This is a genomic window from Leifsonia sp. KNZ13-11D (assembly GCF_056754895.1).
Map to the genome: position 1 here is coordinate 1,211,209 of NZ_JBPGWU010000001.1, position 20,752 is coordinate 1,231,960.

Sequence of the window (20,752 nt, forward strand, 5' to 3'; positions counted from 1 at the left end):
CGTGGCGATCGTGGTCCCCACCCTCACCGAGGGCCGCGTAGGGTTGCGCCCCATCCGCTTGCGGGATGCGCGTGCCCTCGAGCGCTCGCTGCTCGACAACCGCGGCTGGCTGCGCCAGTGGGAGGCGACGAGCCCGTACTCGCCGGGCTCCTTCGACACGCGGGCGAGCATCCGCTCGCTGCTCGGGAATGCGCGCGCCGGCCATGGCCTGCCGTTCATCGTGGAGTGGGACGGCCAGCTCGCCGGCCAGCTGAACGTCTCGTCGATCGCCTACGGTTCGCTGTCGAGCGCGACCATCGGCTACTGGATCGCGGAGGAGTTCGCCGGGCGCAACATCACGCCGACCGCCGTGGCGCTGGCGACCGACTACTGCTTCTACCAGCTGGGCCTGCACCGGATGGAGATCTGCATCCGCCCCGAGAACGGCCCGAGCCTGCGCGTGGTCGAGAAGCTCGGCTTCCGCTATGAGGGGCTGCGGCGCCGCTACATCCACATCAACGGAGACTGGCGCGACCACTTCTGCTTCGGTCTGGTGTCGGAGGAGCTGACCCAGGGCGTGCTGCGCCGCTGGCTCGACGGCAACGTGCCGGCGGATGCGGCCAGCATCCCCGCCGAGGACCGCGCGGCCGCGGCGATCCCGCTGCCGGTGGCACGTCATCGCTGAAGCCTCGCGCCGCGTCTCCTGAAAGAACTCTGGATCGCGTGACACACCCCTCCGCCTGACCGGGCGCGGGCGGCGGCCGCCCCTACCGTAGAGGCATGAACGGGGATGTGATGGGCGGTGGGGTCGTCGTCGCGCTCGCGGCCGCTCTCTGGCTGGCCTATCTCGTCCCGGTGTGGCTGCGCCGCCGCGAGTACATCGCTACCGAGCGCAACGCGGTGCGGCTGCAGCAGACGCTCCGTATCCTCGCCGAGACCAGCGAGCTTCCGGACGAGGTGCGCATGGAGGCCACGGCGCGGACGGTGGCGGAGCAGCAGCGCATCCTGCGTCGCGCCGAGCAGAAGTCCCTCGCCGCTGCCCGCGCGGAGGCCGCCGCGCACGCCCGACGCGAGCAGGCGATCGCGGAGGAGCGGCGCCGCGCGGCCGAAGAGGCCGAACGGGCCGCCGCCGAGGCGATCGCCATGGAGCGCGCCGCACGCGCGGCAGCGGCCCAGCGGGCCCGCGCGATGGCCACCGCAGCGGTGACCATCCCGATGTCTCCCCGGCGCCGGCGACGCGTGCGCCGTGCCCGGGCGATCTGCACCCTCGTGCTCGTCGCGGGGCTGACCGGCTTCGTCAGCGGAGCCGTAGTTCTCTTCGAGACCGGCGCGTGGCTGCTCGCGATGGCCTCCGCCGTCGCCGTGGTGCTCTCCGGCTGGCTGCTGGGCCGGCTCGCGCGCCCGCAGCGTCCGGTCGCATCCGCTCAGCCGCTCGTGCGGACGTCGCCGATCGCGCCGGAGCTGTACGACGACGCCCAGCACGACCTGCCGGTGCAGGAACGCCTCAAGCAGAGCTGGACGCCGCGCCCGCTCCCGAAGCCGCTGCACTTGTCGCCGGGCACGGTCGCGGCGTCGGCCATGGCCTCGGTGGATGCGGCGGCCGAGCTTCGGCGCGCCGCGGCCCGCGCGGAGTTCGAGCGGAAGGCGGCGGAGGTCGCGCCGCCGGCGCCGAAGCCGGTGCCGCTGCGGGCGGTGGGTGCTGCCCCGGCTGTGCCCGCTGCGGTCGCGCCTGTTGCCACGTCTGTCGCGGTCGCGCCGGTCGCTGCGGCGCCTGTTGCGGTCGCGCCGGAGGCCGTCCCGAGCCGCTACGCCAGCATGGGCGTGCTCGACGATGTGGACACCGGGAGCATGGATCTGGACGCCGTCCTGCGCCGTCGCCGGGCCGCCAGCTGAGCCGCGCTCGATTTCGACTCGACCCGCGTTGGGTGCTATTGTTTCTAAGCAGTTCCCCGGGGCTATGGCGCAGTTGGTAGCGCGCTTCGTTCGCATCGAAGAGGTCAGGAGTTCGAATCTCCTTAGCTCCACCACCACCGGAAAGGCCGCCCGAGTCGGGCGGCCTTTCCGTATGTCCGGGGTGGCATCCGGTGCGGGGCGCGGCACCATCCGGTTGAGGCCCAGGCGGGTTGAGGCCCAGGTGGGTTGAGGCCCAGGTGGGTTGAGGCCCAGGCCGGTTGAGACCCAGGCCGGTTGAGACCCAGGCCCGTGGGGCTCAGACGACGAGCAGCGCGGCCAGCACCAGCATCAGCACGGCGATGCCACCGTCGAGGATGCGCCAGGCGACCGGCTTGGCGAACACCGGCGCGGCGAAGCGCGCGCCGAAGCCGAGCAGCCCGAACCAGAGGAGGCTGGCGGTCGCTGCTCCCGCGCCGAACACCCAGCGGCCGGGATCCCCGTGCGACGCGGACAGCGAGCCCAGCAGGAGCACGGTGTCCAGGTACACGTGCGGGTTCAGCCAGGTGATCGCCAAGCACGTGCCGATGGCTGCGGCGAGCGAACCGGCGACGGCTCCCGAGGCGTTCAGAGATTCGGGTCTCAGGGCGCGGCGGGCGGCGAACACCGCGTAGCCGACGAGGAAGGCGAAGCCCGCCCAGCGCACGATCTGCAGGGCGATGGGCGCGTTCTCCACCAGCACGCCGATGCCGGCCACCCCTGCGGCGATGAGCAGCGCGTCGCTGACCACGCAGATCATCACGACGGGCAGCACGTGCTCGCGCCGCAGTCCTTGGCGCAGCACGAACGCGTTCTGGGCGCCGATGGCGACGATGAGGGAGGCGGCCGAACCGAGGCCGGTGAGGAACGTGGGCAGCACCCTTCGACGCTAGGAGGACGCTGCTCATAAGTACAGCTCAGGTTGCTTACGCAGGATTAGCATGACTTCATGGCGGAGATCGAACACCTGCGGACCCTGGCCGCGGTGGTGGACGGCGGCACGTTCGAGGCCGCCGCAGCATCCCTGCACATCACGCCGTCGGCCGTGAGCCAGCGGGTCAAGGCGCTGGAGGAGCGGAGCGGACGCGTGCTCGTGCGCCGCAGCCGGCCGGTCGAGGCGACCGAGCCGGGCCGGGTGCTCCTCCGGCTCGCCCGGCAGCTTGTGCTGCTCGAATCGGAAGCGGAACGAGCCCTCGCCGCGGACGATGCGGGGCGGGCGACGGCGATCCCGCTCGTCGTCAATGCCGATTCACTCGCCACCTGGGTGCTGCCGGCCCTGGCGCGGCTGGACGGGATAGCGTTCGAGCTCGTTCTCGACGATCAGGAGCACACGCTCGACCGGCTGCGCGACGGTACCGCCCTGGCGGCGATCGGTTCGGACCCCGAGCCTGTGCAGGGCTGCGTCGCGCGGCCGCTCGGGTCGATGGTCTACCGCGCCGCCGCCAGTGCGTCGTTCGCCGCCCGGTGGTGCCCGGACGGATGGACGCCGCAGGCCGCGGCCGCCGCGCCGATGCTGGTGTTCGACCGCAAGGACGCCCTGCAGCACCGCTACCTGCGCGCGTTCGCGCCGGACGCCCGCCCGCCGCAGCACTTCATCCCGGCCTCGACCCAGTTCGTGGAGGCGGCAGTGCTGGGCCTGGGCTGGGGGATGCTGCCCGACCTGCAGGTCGACGAGCTCGTGCGCGACGGTGTCCTCGTCGTGCTGGACGCGGAGCGGGTGGAGGAGGTGCCGCTGTTCTGGCACCAGTGGTCGCTGCGCTCGTCCACGATCGATGCGGTGGCGGCGGCGATCGCGGACGAGGCGGCGCGGGCGCTGCGGCCGGTCGCGTCGGGCGCTGCGGCGCCGGGCGTTACGGCGTCGGGCGCTGCAGCGTCGCGAGCACCAGGTCGAGGGCGTCCACGAAGCGGTCGGCGCTCTCCCGCGTGATGCAGAGCGGCGGCTTGATCTTCAGCACGTTCTTGTAGTCACCGGTCGGCTGCACGATGCATCCTTCGGCCAGCATCCGCTCGCACACCAGGGCGGCTTCGGCGGTCGCCGGAGCGAGCGTCTCCCGGTCGAGCACCAGCTCCATGCCGAGGTAGAGGCCCATGCCGTGGACCGCGCCGACGAGGGGATGCCGCTCGCCCAGGCCGCGCAGACGTTCGGCGAGGTGGTCGCCGACCGTCGCCGCGTTCTGCTGCAGGCCCTCGTCGCGCATCACATCCAGCACGGCGAGCCCGACGACCGCCGAGACGGGACTGCCGCCCGCAGACGAGAAGAAGCTGCCCTCGGCGGCGAACGACTCGGCGATCTCGCGCCGCGTGATGACGGCGCCGAGCGGCTGGCCGTTCCCCATCGCCTTGGCGATCGTGATGACGTCCGGAACGACGCCCTGCTGCTCGGAACCCCAGAAATAGTGCCCGAGCCGGCCGTAGCCGACCTGCACCTCGTCGGCGATGCAGACGCCGCCCCGGGCGCGGACGCGCTCGTATACGCCCGCCAGGTAGCCGTCGGGGAGCATCAGACCTCCCGCGTTCCCGAAGACGGGTTCCGCGATGTAGCCGGCGACCTGGATGCCCGCCGCGTCGAGCGCGGCGAGGTCCGCATCCAGGTCGGCCAGGTATGCCGGACCGGCGTCGGCTCCGGTGTGGATGCCGCGCAGGCAGTTGGGGGCGGCGACGAGCTTCACCCAGTCGGGCCGGGTCTCGAGGGCGCGCGGGTTGTCACCGAGGGAGGAGGAGACGGCGTCGGAGGCCATCGTCCACCCGTGGTAGGCCTCCGTCACGGCGAGGATGGTGCGCCGGCCGGTGTGGATCTGCGCGAGCCGCAGCGCGAGATCGACGGCCTCGCTGCCGCTGTTCACCAGGAAGACGGTGTCGAGTCCCTCCGGCGCGATCTCGGCCAGTCGTTCGGTGAAGCGCGACAGCTCGTCATAGTGGAAGCGCGAGTTCGTGTTGAGCCGCGCCCATTGGTCGCGCACGGCATCCACGAGCCGCGGATGCCCGTGCCCGATCTGCGTGACGTTGTTGACCATGTCGATGTATGACTGGGCGCGCGTGTCGACGAGGTGGTGGCGCCAGCCGCGCTCGATGAGCGGGGGATGCGCGAAGTAGTGCTCCTGCACGGTGGCGAAGGTGGCGTCCCGGCGCGCCAGCGACGCCTCCGGATCGGGTATCACGACGGCGAGCTCGAGGCCGAACAGGGCGGACGGGTCGGGCGACACCGCGAGCCACTCGGAGAACGGCAGGGTCGGCGTGACGAACGCGGGCGGACGGTGGCCCGTCAGGGTGCTCAGCTGCGCCGTCAGCCGGACCGCCGTTCCGATCACGTCGCCGGCTCGCGCCGTCGCCGTCGTGAGTGGGCGCGTCAGCCCGTCGAGCCAGAGCTCCAGCCCGTTGCCGCGAAGCAGCCACGACCCTCCGCTCAGCGACAGCTCTCCGTCGAACGGTGCGGTCACCTCGACGCCGGTGGGCGCCTCCAGCGTCACGGCGAGCGCCATCGTGCGGCTCGGCAGTGAACGGTCCGTGGACGCCCGCGTCAACCGCGCCTCGCCGAAGCGGGTGACGGCGTGGCCGTGCTCGCGGCAGATCCCGGCCAGGATCGCGTCCTCGGCGTTCGGCCGGAGCCAGGCGCCGGAGTCGAGGTCGCGGGCGGTGACGGAGAAGTCGGCGAGCTGAGCGGGGGTCGTGCTCAGCGAGACGAGCGGTTCGACGACGGGACGGCCGGCCGTCGCCGGCCGGTCGTCCGCGGCCAGGCGGGCGCGGATCAGAGTCTCGACCTCGTCGGCGTCGAGCCGCCGGGCGACATCGAACGCCACCCACTCGTGGGCGCGGTTCTCGGCGGCGTAGACGTTGTCCGCCTCCAGGGCGACCTGCTGCTCGCCGCTCACGACCAGAACGGCGCCCCGGAGCACCACCAGCGGCCACAGGGCGGCGAGGTCGCTGTCGTCGAGCGGCGCCTCCGCGTGGAACGCGGAGATCACCTCGAGCACCGCGAGCGGCTCATCGGGGACGTGGTGCAGGGCGCTCGTCACCGTGGCGGCGAGCTCGGCGACCAGCCACCCGTCCGACACGTCGCCGAAGTCGATGACGCCCGGGCCGCCGTCGCCGAGGACGATGTTGTCGTCCGTCACGTCGCCGTGCACCGCCTGAACACGCAGCCGGTCGCGCAGCGGCGCCAGGCGGTCGAGCGCGGCGTCGGTGGCCTCGCGCACGACGCGGCGCTTGACCGGCTGCTCGACGTGCTCCAGCAGGAGGTCGACGACCTCGCCGCCGATCCGCGCATCCCACTGGGTCGACCGGTCGAGTCCGGGGTGACGCAGCGCCGAGAGCCCGGAGGCGACGCGACCGGCGAGGGTTCCGAGGGTCCGCAGCTGCTCGGGTGTGGGGCGGCCGACGTCGGTGAGCGGGTCGCCGTCGAGGTAACGGAGGACGCGGGCGAGAAGGGTGACGCCCCGTACGTCGACCTCGACCAGCTCGTGGCCGTCGAGCGAGGCGATCACTTCGGGGATGCGGACGCCGGAGCCGGACAGCGCTGCGAGCGCCGCATTCTGCGCCCGCACCTCGTCGGCGGAGAACACCGGGTTGGCGAGCTTGAGCACGTAGCGGGCGTCGCCCGTGTCGACGCGGAAGTTGCGGTCCTGGTTGCTCCCGAGCTCGGTGATGCGGCCCTGCAAGCCGAATCGCTCTGCCGCGATCGCGACGGCGTCGTCGGCCGTCACGTCGGGCCGCGGAAGCGCGGGTTGTGTGAGGAAATCGAAGTTCGGCAACGGGGCTCCAGGGCTCGGCGGCGATCTGACGTCAGTCTATTGAGAGGGGTTCGACGTCTTGTCGACGGATGAGCGGATCTGTGGACAGCCTGCCGCTTGTGGATGGATGAGCCGCTGGATCCTGCTGACGCGGTGCGGCGTGATCTCATGTCGCCTGTACGCATAACGGCCAGCATCACCACGGGTTCTGTCCAGGCAACGCTCGGGCGGCGCCGCGTAGCCTGATGGCGTGAAGCCCTGGAGGACCGCGCTCGTCGCCTTCGTCATCGACGTGGCGTTCGTGGTCGTCTTCGTCCTGGTCGGGCGTCGGAGTCACGGTGAAGCCAACTCGGCCGCGGGCATCCTCGAGACGCTGTGGCCGTTCCTCGTCGGGCTCGTCGTCGGCTGGCTCGTCACGTGGGCCTGGCGCCGCCCGCTCGCGATCGTCTGGCCGGGCGTGCCCGTGTGGCTGATGACGGTGGCGGTCGGGATGCTGATCCGCACCTCCGCGGGTCAGGGCGTGCAGCCGACGTTCATCGCGGTGGCCGCTGTGGTGCTCGGCATCTTCTTCGTGGGCTGGCGGCTCCTCGCGCTGCCGTTCGCGCGGCGCCGGTCGGCGCGCCTGGCGGAGCAGGAGCGCCACGGGCACGCTCAGGCGCGCGCCTGAGCCGGTCCGGCGCGGCGAGCTGCCCGGCTCACTCCACGAGGTGCAGCGCGCGGCTCACTCCACGAGGTGCAGCGCGCGGCTCGAATTGTTGAGGCGGTGCGGACCGTCCTCCGCGGCGACTACGATGTCCTCGATGCGAACACCGAACCGGCCCGGCAGGTAGATTCCGGGCTCGATCGAGAAGCACATCCCCGCCTCGATGGGCCGTTCCTCGCCCTCCACCATGTACGGGGGCTCGTGCGTCGTCACGCCGATGCCGTGTCCCACCCGGTGGATGAAGAACTCGCCGTAGCCTGCGTCCCGGATCACGGCACGCGCAGCACGGTCGACCTCCTGGCAGGGGACGCCGACGGCGACCGTCTCGAAGGCGGCCTGCTGCGCCTGACGCACGATGTCGAAGACCTCGTGCTCCTCGTCGCTCGGCTCGCCGACGTGAACGGTGCGTGTCGTGTCGGACCCGTAGCCGTCGAGCAGACCGCCGAAGTCGAGCACCACCATGTCCCCGTCCGCGATGGGACGCTCATCCGGCTCGTGGTGCGGATCGGCGCCGTTCGGTCCGGATGCGACGATCGTGAAGTCGACCTGCTGGTGACCGTGCTCGCGAAGCAAGCGGTCGAGGTCGGCGGCGACCTGCTTTTCGGTGCGTCCCGCGAACGGCAGGCGCAGGACGTCCTCGAATGTCGCGTCGGCCGCCGCGCCGGCAGCGGCCAGCCGGTCGATCTCGTCGACGCCCTTGACGGCCCGGAGCATCGGCAGCGCGTGCGAGATGGCCTCGAATCGCGCGTGCGGCAGCTTCTGCTGGAGCGCGAGGAGGTGCATCGCCCACGTGGCGTCGGAGATCGCGTAGCGGCCCTCGGCGCGCAAGAGGCCGGCCGCGGGCACGTACTCGTCCTCGCCGTCCGACCAGTCCACGATGCGGATCGCCCCAGCGGCGCGGCTCTGCGCTGCTCCGCCGTGCTCGAGGGCCGGAACCAGCATGGCGGGCTCGCCCTCGGCCGGGACGACCAGCAGGGTGATCCGCTCGGTGGTCGCCACGGGGAGGTAGTCGGCGAAATACGCCAGGTCGGGACCGGGCGCGACGACCAGCCCGTCGAAGCCCGCCGCGGCCGCCTGCCTCGCTCCGCGTTCGAGTCGCTCGGCGAAGTGCCGGGCTGTGATCTCCTGCATCGTGCCTCCTTGTCGTCGCCACCCGTGCGGCGTGCTACTCCTCGATGGGCCCGAGCCACGCGTTGGCCACCGTGTTGTGGGCCGACTCCGCGTCGGACGGGTGGAAGATGCCGGCGAGCACATCCCGGTACAACCGGCCGAGCTCGTTGCCGGAGAAGAAGGTGGACCCTCCGGAGACCCGGATCGCCTGGTCCACGACGCGTCGCGCCGTCTCCGTTGCGCGGACCTTGAGGCCGACGAGCTTCGGGAACCACAGACGCCCGTGGTCCGCGCGCTCGTCGACGTCTCGCGCGAGCGCATCCAGCTGGGGGAGGAGCGCATCCTGGTCGATGGCCGCCTCGGCCACGCGCCAGCGGATGTCGGGATCGTTCGCGTAGCTGCGTCCGTCGTTCTTCAGGCTCGTCCGGCGGTGCGCCGCCGCGACCGCCAATTCCAGTGCTCGCTCCCCGATGCCGGTGTAGACCGCGGCGAGGAGGATCTCGAAGTTGGCGAAGATGGCGAACACCAGGGGATCCGGGTTGGGGCCGGGATCGAGCCGGCGCACGATGCGGTCGGCCGGGGCGGGCGCGCCGTCGAGCACCGTGGTGTTGCTCTGCGTCGCGCGCATCCCCAGCGTGTCCCAGTCTTGACGGATCTCGAAACCGCCCCCGGTGCGCTCGATGAACCCGTACACGATCTTGGGCGCATCCGGGCTGGTCGTGTCGAGGCCCATGGTGCCCAGCCGCGTCCACGCCGGGGAGAGGGAGGTGAAGATTTTGCGGCCGTGGAAGCGGTACGAGCCGTCGGGCTGCGGGCGAGCCTCCGTCGTGGACCCGAACAGCACGAGATCGTTGCCCGCTTCGCTCAGGCCGAAGGCGAACACCTCGCCCCCGCCGGCCTCGCGGAGCACGAATTCGAGGGAGTCGTCGCCACGGTCGCGCAGCGTCTTGGCGATGCCCGTCCACACCAGGTGCATGTTGACAGCCAGTGCCGTCGCGGGCGCGGCTCCCGCCAGCCGCACCTGCAGACGGGCCGTCTCCTCCAGGCTCAGTCCGAGGCCGCCGAACTCCGATGGGACGAGCGCGCGCAGATAGCCGGCGTCGGCGAGCTCGGCGAAGTCTTCCGTGAAGAAGCGGTTGTCGCGATCGTAGCCGTCGGCGCGCTGCCGGATGCGTTCCAGCAGCTCGTCGGTGAGGGGTTCAGGGGCGTCGTGCTCGGTCACGCTCCTCAGAGTAAGGGAGCGTGACCGGGCGCGGCAGGAGGCTCCGAACTCTGTGGAGAACGCGGCCGCTGTGGACTACCGGGCCGCGAACCTCGACGCCGGGGCCCTGCGACGACGGCGGAGCCGGGCGCCCGCTGAGGGCGGTACCTGGCAGCTCGGAGCGGACTGGGGCGACGTCTCCGAAGACGACGCCCTCGGCGTGCTGGAGGCGGCCGCCGAATCCGGTGTCACCTTCTTCGACACGGCCGACGTCTACGGCGACGGGCGCAGCGAGCAGATCATCGGGCGGTTCGTGACCGCGCATCCCGAACTCCCGCTCACCGTCGCCACCAAGATGGGTCGGCGGGAGGAGCAGGACCCGGCCAACTTCACCCTCCCGAAGTTCCGGGAGTGGACGGACCGCTCCCGCCGCAACCTCGGCGTCGACCGCCTCGACCTGGTGCAGCTGCACTGCCCGCCCACGCCCGTGTACTCGACCGAGGCGGTCTACGACGCGCTCGACACGCTGGTCGAGGAGGGCGCGATCGAGAACTACGGCGTGAGCGTCGAGACGGTGGATGAGGCGCTCGCCGCGATCGCGCATCCCGGGACGGCGACGGTGCAGATCATCCTGAACGCCTTCCGCCTGAAGCCGCTCGACCGCGTGCTGCCCGCTGCCCGCGAGGCGGGGGTCGGCATCATCGCGCGTGTGCCGCTGGCGTCCGGCCTGCTCAGCGGCCGGTACACGGAGCAGACGACGTTCGCCGCCGACGACCACCGCTCGTACAACCGCCACGGCGAGGCGTTCGACGTGGGCGAGACCTTCTCGGGCGTGGACTTCGAGGAGGGTGTGAAGGCGGCGCGCGAGTTCGCGGAGCTGGTGCCGGACGGGGCGACGCCCGCGCAGGCCGCGATCGCGTGGATCATCGCCCAGGACGGCGTCACCACGGTCATCCCGGGCGCCCGCTCGCCCGAGCAGGCGCGTGCGAACGCGGCCGCCGCGTCCGTCCGCCTGCCCGACGGCTTCGACACTGCGGTGCACCGCATCTACGACGACCACTTCCGCGCCTCCGTCCACCCGCGCTGGTAGCGCGCCCCGCGCCTCCCGTGCGGGCTCGGTGAGGTGCACGTTGTTGTGCGCTTCTACGGCGTGTCGGACGCAACGACGTGCACTTCGGCGGAGGGGCGCAGGGGGAGGCGCGTGCGGAGCAGGCGGCGGATGCGGGAGAGGAGCGCGGAGGGAGAGCGGAGGTCGTCGGCGGTGACGCGCACCATCCGCCAGCCGAGGTCCTCCACCCGCTCGCGGCGCCGGATGTCGCGGCGCCACACATCCTTGTCGAGCCGATGGACGTCGCCTTCGTACTCGATCGCGACGCGGGCACGGGCGTAGACCAGGTCGGCGCGGGCGACGAACGTCCCGTCGCGGTCGAGGATCCGGTGGTTGAGCTGCGGCTCGGGCAGCCCGGCGTCCACCAGGAGCAGGCGAAGCCGGGTCTCCCCAGGCGACTCCGAGCCCGCGCGGACCCGCTCGAGCGCAACCCGCGCCAGGCCGATGCCTCGGCGCCCCGAGGACGCCGAGATCGCCGCGCGAAGCGCCGGGCGGTCGGTGAGCGGCGGTTGGCCGGAGACCAGGAAATCGCCGGCGACGACCAGCGCTTCGTGGTCGAGGGCCGGAGCGAGGTCGAGCCAGGTCTGCTCGGGTGTGGTCACCGGGAAGCCCGCGACCTCCCGGACCGCCCAGCGCTTCAGCTTGTGCCCGACGTACCCGGCGATGTGCGGTGCGCGTCCCGGGTCGGGGACGCTCACATGGATGTCCTCCGGACGGTAGGAGGGCAGCGGTATCCCGTACAGGAGGGCGGCCGTCATGTGGCTGAAGGCGAAGTCGCGCTGGCGGTGGAGTGCATACGCGGCCAGGCGCTCGGCAAGCCCGGCGTGCTCGGTGGCCACGCGCACGCCGCGGATGGGGCGAGCCAGGTTGCGCTGGCGGAGGCGGTCGGTGGACAGCCCGCGGCGGCGCGCGTCCCGCACGAGGAACACGTCGCCGAGGAGTTCGGAGGGGGTCGGATGCTGTGGTGCCATCCGCACACCCTCGCACCCCGCATCCACTCACCAACACTTATCCACAGCCCCTCGCCTCGCCCTTTCGTCGAGGTGCACGTAGGTGTGGTCAACACGCCGTAGAAGTGCACAACAACGTGCACTTCGGCGAAAAAACGGAGAGCCGCGGGCGGGCTAGGAGGGCTGGACCGGGACGGGCTCCGTGTCGGGGATGGGGGAGGCGTCGCGGCCGCGGAGGTCGGGGTGGACGCGGTGGGCGAGCGCCGGGACGGCGAAGCCGACCAGCGCGAACGCGCCCGCGATCCAGAACGCGCCCACCGCGCCCACCCCGTCGATGAGGAAGCCGGCGAGGGCGGAGCCGAGCGCGGCGCCGATGAGCTGGCCGGTGCCGACCCAGCCGTAGGCCTCCGCGGTGTCCGAGAACTTGACGCTCGCGGACACGATCGCGAACAGCACGGCGAGTGCCGGCGCGATGCCGAGACCCGCGATCAGGAGGGTCAGCGACAGCCCCCACCACGACCACAGCATGAAGGTGGAGAGCACGATGCCGATGAAGACGATCAGCATGCGGCGGGCGGTCGCCCAGGGGCCGATCGGGACGTGGCCGAAGGCCAGGCCGCCGACCAGGGAGCCGAGCGACCAGATCGCGAGCACGATGCCAGCGAGCGGCGACCCCTCGCCGAAGGTCGCGACGACGCCCGCCTCGACCGCCGAGCACGAGCCGATCAGCAGGAAGCCCACGACCGTCGCGAGGAGCACCGGCGGGCGCGCCAGCACCGTCCCGAACCGCCGCTTGCTGCGGGGGATGCGCACCCGCCCGACCTCGGGCGACGCGATGAACCAGAAGCCCCCCGCGAGCATGATCGCCACCGACATGAGGATGCCCTCGGTGGTGCCGATCTGGGTGGAGACGAAGGTGATCGCGACAGGCCCGGCGATCCAGATGATCTCCTGCGCGGACGCGTCGAGCGAGAAGAGCGGCGTGAGCTGGCGCGAGTTGACCATCTTCGGGTAGATGGTGCGCACCGCGGGCTGGATGGGCGGCATGCTGAGCCCGGCGAAGAAGGCCACGGCCATCGTGACCGGGATCGGCATGACGACGAGGCCGATGACCGCGACAGCGGCCGAGCAGAAGAGGAGCGTCGTCCACAGCACCACGCGCATCCCGAGCACGCCCATCAGCCGGCTGGTCATCGGGCCGGCGATCGCCTGCCCGATGCTCATCGCGCCGAGCACCAGGCCGGCCGCGCCGTACGAGTCGTGGATGCGCTCGATGTGGAGCAGGAAGGCGAGCGAGAGCATCCCGAACGGGAAGCGCGCGGTGAGCTGAGCCGCGATGATGCGGGCGACGCCGGGCGTCTTCAGAAGGCTCGAGTAGCTGCTCACAATCGTCCACACTATCGGTCCGGATGGGCGTGAACGAGGTGTCCGCACGGGCGCCATCCCCCCTTCGCGGGGTGTGGAAACTGTGCATAACTTCTCCCCATCTGTGGACGACACGCCCACTAGATGTGGGGGAGTGGAAATGTCGGACCCCCGCTATATAGTGGTCGAGCACACAGAGCCGGTCAGCCTTCCCGGGATGGGAGAGGGCACGGTTCCGCGGGGATTTTGAGCCGCCACAGGCGGTATATCGAAGAGGGAGAGACAGTGGCAATCACAGTCGTCAAGCGCAACGGCGAGCGCGAGCCGTACGACGCCAACAAGATCAACCTGGCCATCGAGAACGCGGCCCAGGGACTGGACGAGAACATCACGTGGGTGACGCAGATCGCGAGCGAGCTCGAGCTCACGCTGTTCGACGGCATCACGACGCAGCAGCTCGACGAAGCGGTCATCCAGGTCGCCCTCCAGAACGTCAAGGACGACCCCGCGTTCGACACCGTCGCTGCACGCCTCCTCCTCAAGACGATCTACAAGCGCGTGCTCGGCGACTACGAGAGCCACGATGAGCTGGTCGAGCTGCACACCTCCCGCTTCCGCTCCTACATCGAGCGCGGCGTGGCCGAGACCCTCCTCGACGGCCGCTTCACCACCGCGTTTGACCTCGACCGCCTCGCCGGCTACCTCGACCCCTCCCGCGACGAGCTGCTCAAGTACATCGGCGTCGTCACGCTCAACAACCGCTACGGCATCAAGGCCCGCAACGGCGACTCGCTCGAGGTCCCGCAGTTCTTCTGGATGCGCATCGCGATGGGCCTCTCCCTCAACGAGGCCGACCCGACCAGCCACGCCATCGCGTTCTACGACAAGATGTCGAAGCTCGAGTACCTCGCGGCCGGCTCCACGCTGGTCAACGCGGGCACTGCGTACCCGCAGCTCTCCAACTGCTTCGTGATGGAGATGCAGGACGACATCGAGCACATCGCGAAGAGCGTCCGCGACGTCATGTGGCTGACCAAGGGAACCGGCGGCATCGGCCTCTCGGTCACCAAGCTGCGCGCCCAGGGCTCGCCCATCCGCTCGAACAACACCACCTCCACCGGTCCGATCCCGTTCATGCACACGATCGACTCGGTGCTGCGGGCGGTCAGCCGCGGCGGGAAGAAGTTCGGCGCCCTCTGCTTCTACATGGAGAACTGGCACATGGACTTCCCGGAGTTCCTCGACCTGCGCCAGAACTCCGGCGACCCCTACCGCCGCACCCGCACGGCCAACACCGCCGTGTGGATCAGCGACGAGTTCATGAAGCGCGTGCAGAACGACGAGGACTGGTACCTCTTCGACCCGCTGGAGGTCGCCGACCTCAACGAGCTGTACGGCAAGGCCTTCTCCGAGCGCTACGCCCACTACGTCGCCGAGGCCGAGGCCGGAAACCTGCGGATGTTCAAGAAGATCAGCGCCCGCGCGCAGTTCAAGGACATCCTGATGAGCCTCCAGACCACCAGCCACCCGTGGCTGACCTGGAAGGACACGATCAACAACCGCGCCCTCAACAACAACACGGGCACCATCCACCTCTCCAACCTGTGCACCGAGATCACGCTGCCGCAGGACCGCGACAACGTCTCGGTCTGCAACCTCGCGTCGATCAACCTGTCGCGCCATCTGGTCGACGGGCGGATGGACTGGGAGCGCATCGAGGCCAGCGCCCGCCAGGCGGTGCGCCAGCTCGACAACCTCATCGACATCACGGTGTCGAGCGTTCCCGAGGCCGACTACTCGAACCAGCAGAACCGTGCGATCGGCCTGGGCGTCATGGGCTTCACCGACGTCGTCGAGAAGCTGGGCCTCAGCTACGAGAGCGAAGAGGCCTACGCCCTGATCGACGAGATCATGGAGCACGTCTCGTACGCGGCGATCGACGAGAGCGCCGACCTGGCGCAGGAGCGCGGCGCGTACCCGAACTTCGAGGGATCGCGCTGGTCGCAGGGCCTGGTGCCCTACGACTCGATCGCGCTGACCGAGGCCGACCGCGGCACGCCGATCACGGTGGACCGCACCATCCGCCTCGACTGGGACCGACTGCGCGAGAAGGTCAAGGGCGGCATGCGCAACGCGACGCTCATGGCCATCGCGCCGACCGCGTCCATCGGCCTCGTCGCCGGCACCACGCCGGGCTTCGACCCGCAGTTCTCGCAGATCTTCAGCCGGTCCACCTCGTCGGGCAAGTTCCTCGAGGTCAACCGCAACCTGGTCGAGACGCTGCAGGAGCGCGGCATCTGGCAGGACGTCCGCGAGGCGATCCTGCGCTCGCAGGGCGACATCCAGAACATCGCGGAGATCCCGGACGAGGTGAAGGCCACCTTCAAGACGAGCTTCCAGCTCTCGCCGTACGCGTTCATCGAGGTCGCGGCCCGTGCCCAGAAGTGGATCGACCAGGCGATCAGCCGCAACATGTACCTCGAGACGCGCGACCTCGGCGACATGATGGACATCTACTACGCCGCGTGGGAGAAGGGCGTCAAGACGACGTACTACCTCCACATGAAGCCGCGTCACCAGGCCGAGCAGTCGACGGTCAAGGTCAACAAGGCCGAGGAGATCAGCGGAGGCCGCAAGGGCTTCGCCTCCGTCGGCGCCGGTGCGCCGGGTCCCTCGGCGGCCCCGGCCGTCACCGAGACCGCTCCCGCGGCAGCACCCGCCCGCCGTGGCTTCGGCTTCGGCGGACTGACCTCCTCCACCTCCGCGGGGGGTGACAACTGATGAGCACCACCACCCGCGTCGAGGACTACTACGTGCCGGTCGACCCGATGGACGACCTGCAGTGCGAGTCCTGCCAGTAATCCGGCCGTAGCAACGAGGAGAGAAACACCATGGGGATTCTGGGCACCGGAATCGAAGAGGGTCTGCTGCTGAAGCCCGTGACGTACCAGTGGGCGATGGACCTGTACGACCAGGCCGTCGCGAACACGTGGTTCCCGAACGAGATCCAGCTGGGCGAGGACATCGCCGACTTCAAGCGGATGACGGACGAGGAGCGCCACGCGGTCACGTTCCTGATGAGCTACTTCAACCCGAACGAGCTGCTCGTCAACAAGGCGCTGGCCTTCGGCGTCTACCCCTACATCAACGCGGCCGAGGCGCACCTCTACCTCGCCAAGCAGATGTGGGAGGAGGCGAATCACTGCATGTCGTTCGAGTACGTCCTCGAGACGTTCCCGATCGACCGCGAGCAGGCCTACAACTCCCACGTCGATGTGCCGTCGATGGCGAAGAAGGAGGAGTTCGAGGTCCGCTTCATCAAGCGGATGACCGAGCAGGCCCTCGACATCACCACCACCGAGGGCAAGCAGGACTTCATCCGCAACCTGGTGGCGTACAACGTCATCCTCGAGGGGATCTGGTTCTACTCGGGCTTCATGGTGGCGCTGTCGTTCCGCCAGCGGAACCTGCTGCGCAACTTCGGGTCGCTGATCGACTGGGTGGTGCGCGACGAGTCGCTGCACCTCAAGTTCGGCATCAACCTCATCCTCACGGTGCTGGAGGAGAACCCCGACCTGCAGACGCCGGAGTTCGCCGACGAGATCCGCCAGATGATCCTCGACGCCGTCGAGATGGAGGAGCAGTACAACCGCGACCTCCTGCCGGGTGGCATCCTGGGCCTGAACGCGAACTACATCAACCAGTACGTGAAGTACCTGGCCGACCGCCGTCTGGAGGAGCTGGGCTTCGAGGCCGAGTACAAGGTCTCCAACCCGGCGAAGTGGATGGCCACGGCCAACGACACGCTCGAGCTCGTGAACTTCTTCGAGTCCACGAACACCTCGTACGAGTCGAACGCCAAGGCGTCCACCGGTCGCTGACATGCCGACGGAGCCCTCTCCGCTGATCACCGCCGCCGCGCTGGACGTCGCTCTCGGGGCCGAATCCCTGTGGAGCGGCGCCGGCCGACGGCGTTCGGGGTGGCGCGTGCTCGATGTGCGCTGGAAGCTGGGCGGACCGCCCGGACGTGGGGAGTACGAGCACGGCCACATCCCGGGCGCCGTCTACGTGGACCTCGACACGGAGCTGGCCGGCCATGGCGCACCCATCGATGGACGCCATCCGTTGCCGACCGAGGAGGACTTCCAGGTGGCCGCCCGTCGCTGGGGACTCGACGACGGCGACGCGGTCGTGGTGTATGACGACGCCTCCGGCACGTCGGCCGCCCGCGCCTGGTGGCTGCTGCGCCACGCGGGCGTGCGCGACGTGCGCGTGCTCGACGGCGGGATCGCCGCGTGGCGTGATGCCGGCTACGCCGTGGAGACCGGGACGCCGACGCCTCCCCGTCCGGGCGGCATCACCCTCCGGTTCGGAGCCCTCCCGACGCTGGATGCGGACGGGTCCGCCGCCCTCGCCGCCAGCGCCGACGGCATCCTGCTCGACGCCCGCGCCGCGGAGCGGTTCCGAGGTGATGTGGAGCCGGTCGACCCGCGGCCCGGCCACATTCCGGGAGCCGTCAGCGCCCCCACGACGGACAACGTCGACCCGAGTGGCCGGATGCTGCCCGCAGAGACCCTGCGGGAGCGGTTCACCGCGCTCGGCGTCGACGAGCACACCGCCGTCGGCGTCTACTGCGGCTCCGGCGTGACCGCCGCGCACGAGGCCCTGGCCCTGGTGGTCGCGGGCCTCCCGATGCCCGCCCTGTACGCCGGGTCGTATTCGGCCTGGTCGAACGACCCCGACCGTCCGGTCGTTACGGGAGCGTGACCTCGGCGCAGGAAGCGCCCGACCGGGCGCACCCCGCGACGGTTTTGCAGCGCCCCCGTGCACGAATCCACGGATTCCGCGGCCAGAATCGGCGAAACGTGCCGGAAACGTCCGCGAAAAACGCTGTTCCCTGCGCGAATTAGTGTTGAAGTGCGGCAACGCCGCTGGGGTATCCTCCCCTTACCCGTGCAATACGCATCGACACATTCCTGTACCAGGAAGAAGGACAACGACAACATGCGCATCCGTTCCGCGGCTCCCATCGCCGCAGTCGCCGCCGTTGCAGCGCTCGCGCTCACCGGCTGCGTCGACAACAGCACCCCGTCCGGCAGCTCAACGACGAGCTCGGTCTCGGACGTGAAGAAGGACGACACCCTCGCCGGGCAGCTGCCCCAGAAGGTCAAGGACGCCGGCAAGCTCGTCGTCGGCATGGACAACACCTACCCGCCGAACGAGTTCAAGGACGACAACGCCCAGCCCGTCGGCTGGGAGGTCGACCTCGCCAAGGCCATCGGCGACAAGCTCGGAGTGAAGACGGAGTTCGCGATCGCGAAGTTCGACAACATCATCCCGAGCGTCGCGGGCGGCAAGGACGACTACGGCATGTCCTCGTTCACCGACACCACCGAGCGGGAGCAGCAGGTCGACTTCGTCAACTACTACTCGGCCGGCATCCTCTGGGCCTCCCAGAAGGGCAAGAACATCGACCCGGACAATGCCTGCGGCCTGAAGGTCGCCGTCCAGTCGACGACGTACGAGGACACCGACGAGGTCCCCGCCAAGTCGAAGAAGTGCACGGATGAGGGCAAGCCCGCCATCCAGGCGCTCCGCTACGACACCCAGGACGACGCGACCAACGCGGTCATCCTGGGCAAGGCCGACGCCCTCAGCGCCGACTCGCCCGTCACGCTGTACGCGATCTCGAAGTCGGACGGCAAGCTGCAGGAGGCCGGGAAGACCTTCGACGAGGCGCCGTACGGCCTCCCCGTCAAGAAGGACTCGGAGCTCACCCCGGTGCTGCAGAAGGCCGTCCAGGCCCTCATCGATGACGGCACCTACAAGAAGATCCTCGACAAGTGGGGCGTCGCCGACGGCGCCGTCGAGTCTGCCGAGGTCAACGCGGCCTCGAAGGGCTGACCTTCATGTCACAGAGCAACACCGCCCGCCCGGCGATGGGATCCGTCCCGTCGCCGGGCGGGACCCGTCCCGAGCCGATCAAAGCGATCAAGCTCCGGCACCCCTGGCGCATCGTCATCGCGGCGATCCTCGTCCTCCTGCTGGTCTGGTTCATCGTCGACGCTTCCCAGCGCGAGGCCTACGGCTGGCAGTACGTCGGCAAGTACGTCTTCGACAGGCGCATCAGTGCTGCTGCGCTCGTGACCCTCCAGCTGACGATCTACTCGATGATCATCGGCGTCGTGCTCGGCCTCGTCCTCGCGGTCATGCGCCTCTCGCCGAACCCCGTCGTGAAGTCGGTCGCCTGGCTGTACCTGTGGATCTTCCGCGGCACCCCGGTCTACGTGCAGCTGGTCTTCTGGGGGCTGTTCTCGCTGATCTACCCGCAGATCTTCCTCGGCGTGCCGTGGACGAACATCGGCGTGGATCTGAACCTCGGGTTCATGCAGAACGCCTTCATCATCGCCGTCATCGGCCTCGCCCTGAACGAGGCCGCGTACATGGCGGAGATCGTGCGCGCCGGCCTGCTCTCGGTCGACGAGGGCCAGGAGGAAGCGGCGACCGCTCTGGGCATGTCGTGGTGGCAGACCATGACCCGGATCGTCATCCCGCAGGCCATGCGCGTCATCATCCCGCCGACCGGCAACGAGGTCATCTCGATGCTGAAGACGACGTCGCTGGTGGCGGCCATCCCGCTCACCACCGACCTGTACGGCGTCGCCCGGGACATCTCGGCGGTCACCTACACACCCATCCCGCTGCTCATCGTGGCGTCGCTGTGGTACCTGCTCTTCACGTCGCTGCTGATGGTCGGGCAGTACTTCCTCGAGAAGCGGTTCTCGCGCGGCGTCAACGCGCGCCGCCCCGACCGCAACGACCCGGCACTGGCGACGGGCGCGCTGCCCGCTGCGGGAGCACCCGACGGAAACGACCTCGGAGGCAAGGGATGACCGACACGAAGACCCCCATGGTCCTGGCGGAGGGCGTCTCGAAGAGCTTCGGCTCGAACGAGGTGCTCAAGAGCATCGACCTCAAGGTGAACCCGGGCGAGGTGCTCTGCATCATCGGGCCGTCCGGCTCGGGCAAGTCCACCTTCCTGCGCTGCATCAACCACCTGGAGCGCGTGGATGCCGGCCGGCTGTCCGTCGACGGCGAGGTCGTCGGCTACCGGCAGCACGGCGACAAGCTGTACGAGCTGAAGCCGAAGGAGGCCGCACGCCAGCGCCGCGAGATCGGCATGGTGTTCCAGCGGTTCAACCTGTTCCCGCACATGACGGCGCTGGAGAACATCATCGAGGCGCCCATCCGCGTGAAGGGGTTGTCGAAGGCGAAGGCCGTCGAACGCGCGACCGAGCTGCTCGCCCGCGTCGGCCTCTCGGACAAGGGCGACCACTACCCGTCGCAGCTGTCCGGCGGGCAGCAGCAGCGCGTCGCGATCGCCCGGGCGCTCGCGATGGACCCGAAGCTGATGCTGTTCGACGAGCCAACGTCGGCGCTCGACCCTGAGCTCGTCGGCGAGGTGCTCGACGTGATGAAGGGCCTGGCCGCCAGCGGTATGACGATGGTCGTGGTCACCCACGAGATGGGCTTCGCCCGCGAGGTCGCGGACGAGCTCGTCTTCATGGACGGCGGCGTGGTCGTCGAGTCGGGCGACCCGCGCGAGGTGCTCAGCAACCCGCAGCACCAGCGGACGCAGGCGTTCCTCTCGAAGGTGCTCTAGCCGGGAGACCGCGCCGA

17 protein-coding genes and 1 tRNA gene are annotated in these 20,752 nt (G+C 70.0%); 12 read left to right on the forward strand and 6 right to left on the reverse strand.

What is annotated here, in order from left to right; all coding sequences use genetic code 11:
- The first annotated feature begins 1 nt into the window (after position 1).
- The 3 genes from ACR9Y5_RS06175 (at position 2) to ACR9Y5_RS06185 (ending at position 2,006) form a co-directional block, all read left to right on the forward strand.
- Positions 2 to 664: a GNAT family N-acetyltransferase gene (locus ACR9Y5_RS06175; protein WP_310130479.1), complete on the forward strand. Its 663-nt coding sequence runs from the start codon at positions 2 to 4 to the stop codon at positions 662 to 664.
- 95 nt (positions 665 to 759) lie between these two features.
- Positions 760 to 1,872 (forward strand): hypothetical protein, encoded by a 1,113-nt coding sequence (locus tag ACR9Y5_RS06180; RefSeq protein WP_481297137.1) that lies wholly within the window; start codon positions 760 to 762, stop codon positions 1,870 to 1,872.
- A gap of 58 nt (positions 1,873 to 1,930) precedes the next feature.
- A tRNA-Ala gene (locus ACR9Y5_RS06185) sits at positions 1,931 to 2,006 on the forward strand.
- A 182-nt stretch (positions 2,007 to 2,188) separates the two neighbouring features.
- Here the strand turns inward: ACR9Y5_RS06185 and ACR9Y5_RS06190 are convergent.
- The gene (locus ACR9Y5_RS06190) at positions 2,189 to 2,788 is read right to left on the reverse strand and encodes a LysE/ArgO family amino acid transporter (protein WP_481297138.1); all 600 of its coding nucleotides are present in this window, start codon (positions 2,786 to 2,788) and stop codon (positions 2,189 to 2,191) included.
- A 69-nt stretch (positions 2,789 to 2,857) separates the two neighbouring features.
- Here ACR9Y5_RS06190 and ACR9Y5_RS06195 point away from each other — a divergent pair, with 69 nt between their 5' ends.
- Positions 2,858 to 3,835 (forward strand): LysR family transcriptional regulator ArgP, encoded by a 978-nt coding sequence (locus tag ACR9Y5_RS06195; RefSeq protein WP_481297139.1) that lies wholly within the window; start codon positions 2,858 to 2,860, stop codon positions 3,833 to 3,835.
- Here ACR9Y5_RS06195 and ACR9Y5_RS06200 read toward each other — a convergent pair.
- On the reverse strand, positions 3,759 to 6,656 hold the full coding sequence (locus tag ACR9Y5_RS06200) for an aminotransferase (RefSeq protein WP_481297140.1): 2,898 nt from the start codon (positions 6,654 to 6,656) through the stop codon (positions 3,759 to 3,761). The genes ACR9Y5_RS06195 and ACR9Y5_RS06200 overlap by 77 nt on opposite strands.
- A gap of 229 nt (positions 6,657 to 6,885) precedes the next feature.
- On the opposite strand from ACR9Y5_RS06200, the gene ACR9Y5_RS06205 reads away from it, so the two are divergent.
- Positions 6,886 to 7,302, forward strand: a complete 417-nt coding sequence (locus tag ACR9Y5_RS06205; RefSeq protein ID WP_481297141.1) for a DUF3054 domain-containing protein — start codon at positions 6,886 to 6,888, stop codon at positions 7,300 to 7,302.
- A 54-nt stretch (positions 7,303 to 7,356) separates the two neighbouring features.
- On the opposite strand, the gene ACR9Y5_RS06210 is transcribed toward ACR9Y5_RS06205, so the two are convergent.
- The gene (locus ACR9Y5_RS06210; protein WP_481297142.1) at positions 7,357 to 8,469 is read right to left on the reverse strand and encodes a M24 family metallopeptidase; all 1,113 of its coding nucleotides are present in this window, start codon (positions 8,467 to 8,469) and stop codon (positions 7,357 to 7,359) included.
- A gap of 34 nt (positions 8,470 to 8,503) precedes the next feature.
- Positions 8,504 to 9,670 carry an acyl-CoA dehydrogenase family protein gene (locus ACR9Y5_RS06215; RefSeq protein WP_481297143.1) on the reverse strand — a complete coding sequence of 389 codons (1,167 nt, stop codon included), beginning with the start codon at positions 9,668 to 9,670 and terminating at the stop codon, positions 8,504 to 8,506.
- Between the two features lie 106 nt (positions 9,671 to 9,776).
- Between ACR9Y5_RS06215 and ACR9Y5_RS06220 the strand changes: the two genes are divergently transcribed.
- Entirely contained in the window at positions 9,777 to 10,739 is a 963-nt protein-coding gene (locus tag ACR9Y5_RS06220) for an aldo/keto reductase (protein WP_481299526.1), read from the forward strand.
- 53 nt (positions 10,740 to 10,792) lie between these two features.
- On the opposite strand, the gene ACR9Y5_RS06225 is transcribed toward ACR9Y5_RS06220, so the two are convergent.
- Entirely contained in the window at positions 10,793 to 11,728 is a 936-nt protein-coding gene (locus ACR9Y5_RS06225; protein WP_481297144.1) for a hypothetical protein, read from the reverse strand.
- A gap of 153 nt (positions 11,729 to 11,881) precedes the next feature.
- Positions 11,882 to 13,093 (reverse strand): MFS transporter, encoded by a 1,212-nt coding sequence (locus tag ACR9Y5_RS06230; protein WP_481297145.1) that lies wholly within the window; start codon positions 13,091 to 13,093, stop codon positions 11,882 to 11,884.
- A 264-nt stretch (positions 13,094 to 13,357) separates the two neighbouring features.
- On the opposite strand from ACR9Y5_RS06230, the gene ACR9Y5_RS06235 reads away from it, so the two are divergent.
- The 6 genes from ACR9Y5_RS06235 (at position 13,358) to ACR9Y5_RS06260 (ending at position 20,735) form a co-directional block, all read left to right on the forward strand.
- Entirely contained in the window at positions 13,358 to 15,853 is a 2,496-nt protein-coding gene (locus tag ACR9Y5_RS06235) for a ribonucleoside-diphosphate reductase subunit alpha (RefSeq protein WP_481297146.1), read from the forward strand.
- A gap of 110 nt (positions 15,854 to 15,963) precedes the next feature.
- A complete protein-coding gene (locus tag ACR9Y5_RS06240) occupies positions 15,964 to 16,953 on the forward strand; it encodes a ribonucleotide-diphosphate reductase subunit beta (protein WP_481297147.1) in 990 nt (329 codons plus the stop codon).
- 1 nt (position 16,954) lies between these two features.
- A complete protein-coding gene (locus tag ACR9Y5_RS06245; RefSeq protein ID WP_481297148.1) occupies positions 16,955 to 17,839 on the forward strand; it encodes a sulfurtransferase in 885 nt (294 codons plus the stop codon).
- Positions 17,840 to 18,076: 237 nt separating this feature from the next.
- Positions 18,077 to 18,976 (forward strand): ABC transporter substrate-binding protein, encoded by a 900-nt coding sequence (locus ACR9Y5_RS06250; RefSeq protein ID WP_481297149.1) that lies wholly within the window; start codon positions 18,077 to 18,079, stop codon positions 18,974 to 18,976.
- Between the two features lie 5 nt (positions 18,977 to 18,981).
- Positions 18,982 to 19,965, forward strand: a complete 984-nt coding sequence (locus tag ACR9Y5_RS06255) for an amino acid ABC transporter permease (protein WP_481297150.1) — start codon at positions 18,982 to 18,984, stop codon at positions 19,963 to 19,965.
- Positions 19,962 to 20,735, forward strand: coding sequence for an amino acid ABC transporter ATP-binding protein (locus tag ACR9Y5_RS06260; protein ID WP_018191676.1), 774 nt, complete (start codon positions 19,962 to 19,964; stop codon positions 20,733 to 20,735). Before ACR9Y5_RS06255 ends, ACR9Y5_RS06260 begins: the two co-directional genes overlap by 4 nt.
- Positions 20,736 to 20,752 lie beyond the last annotated feature (17 nt).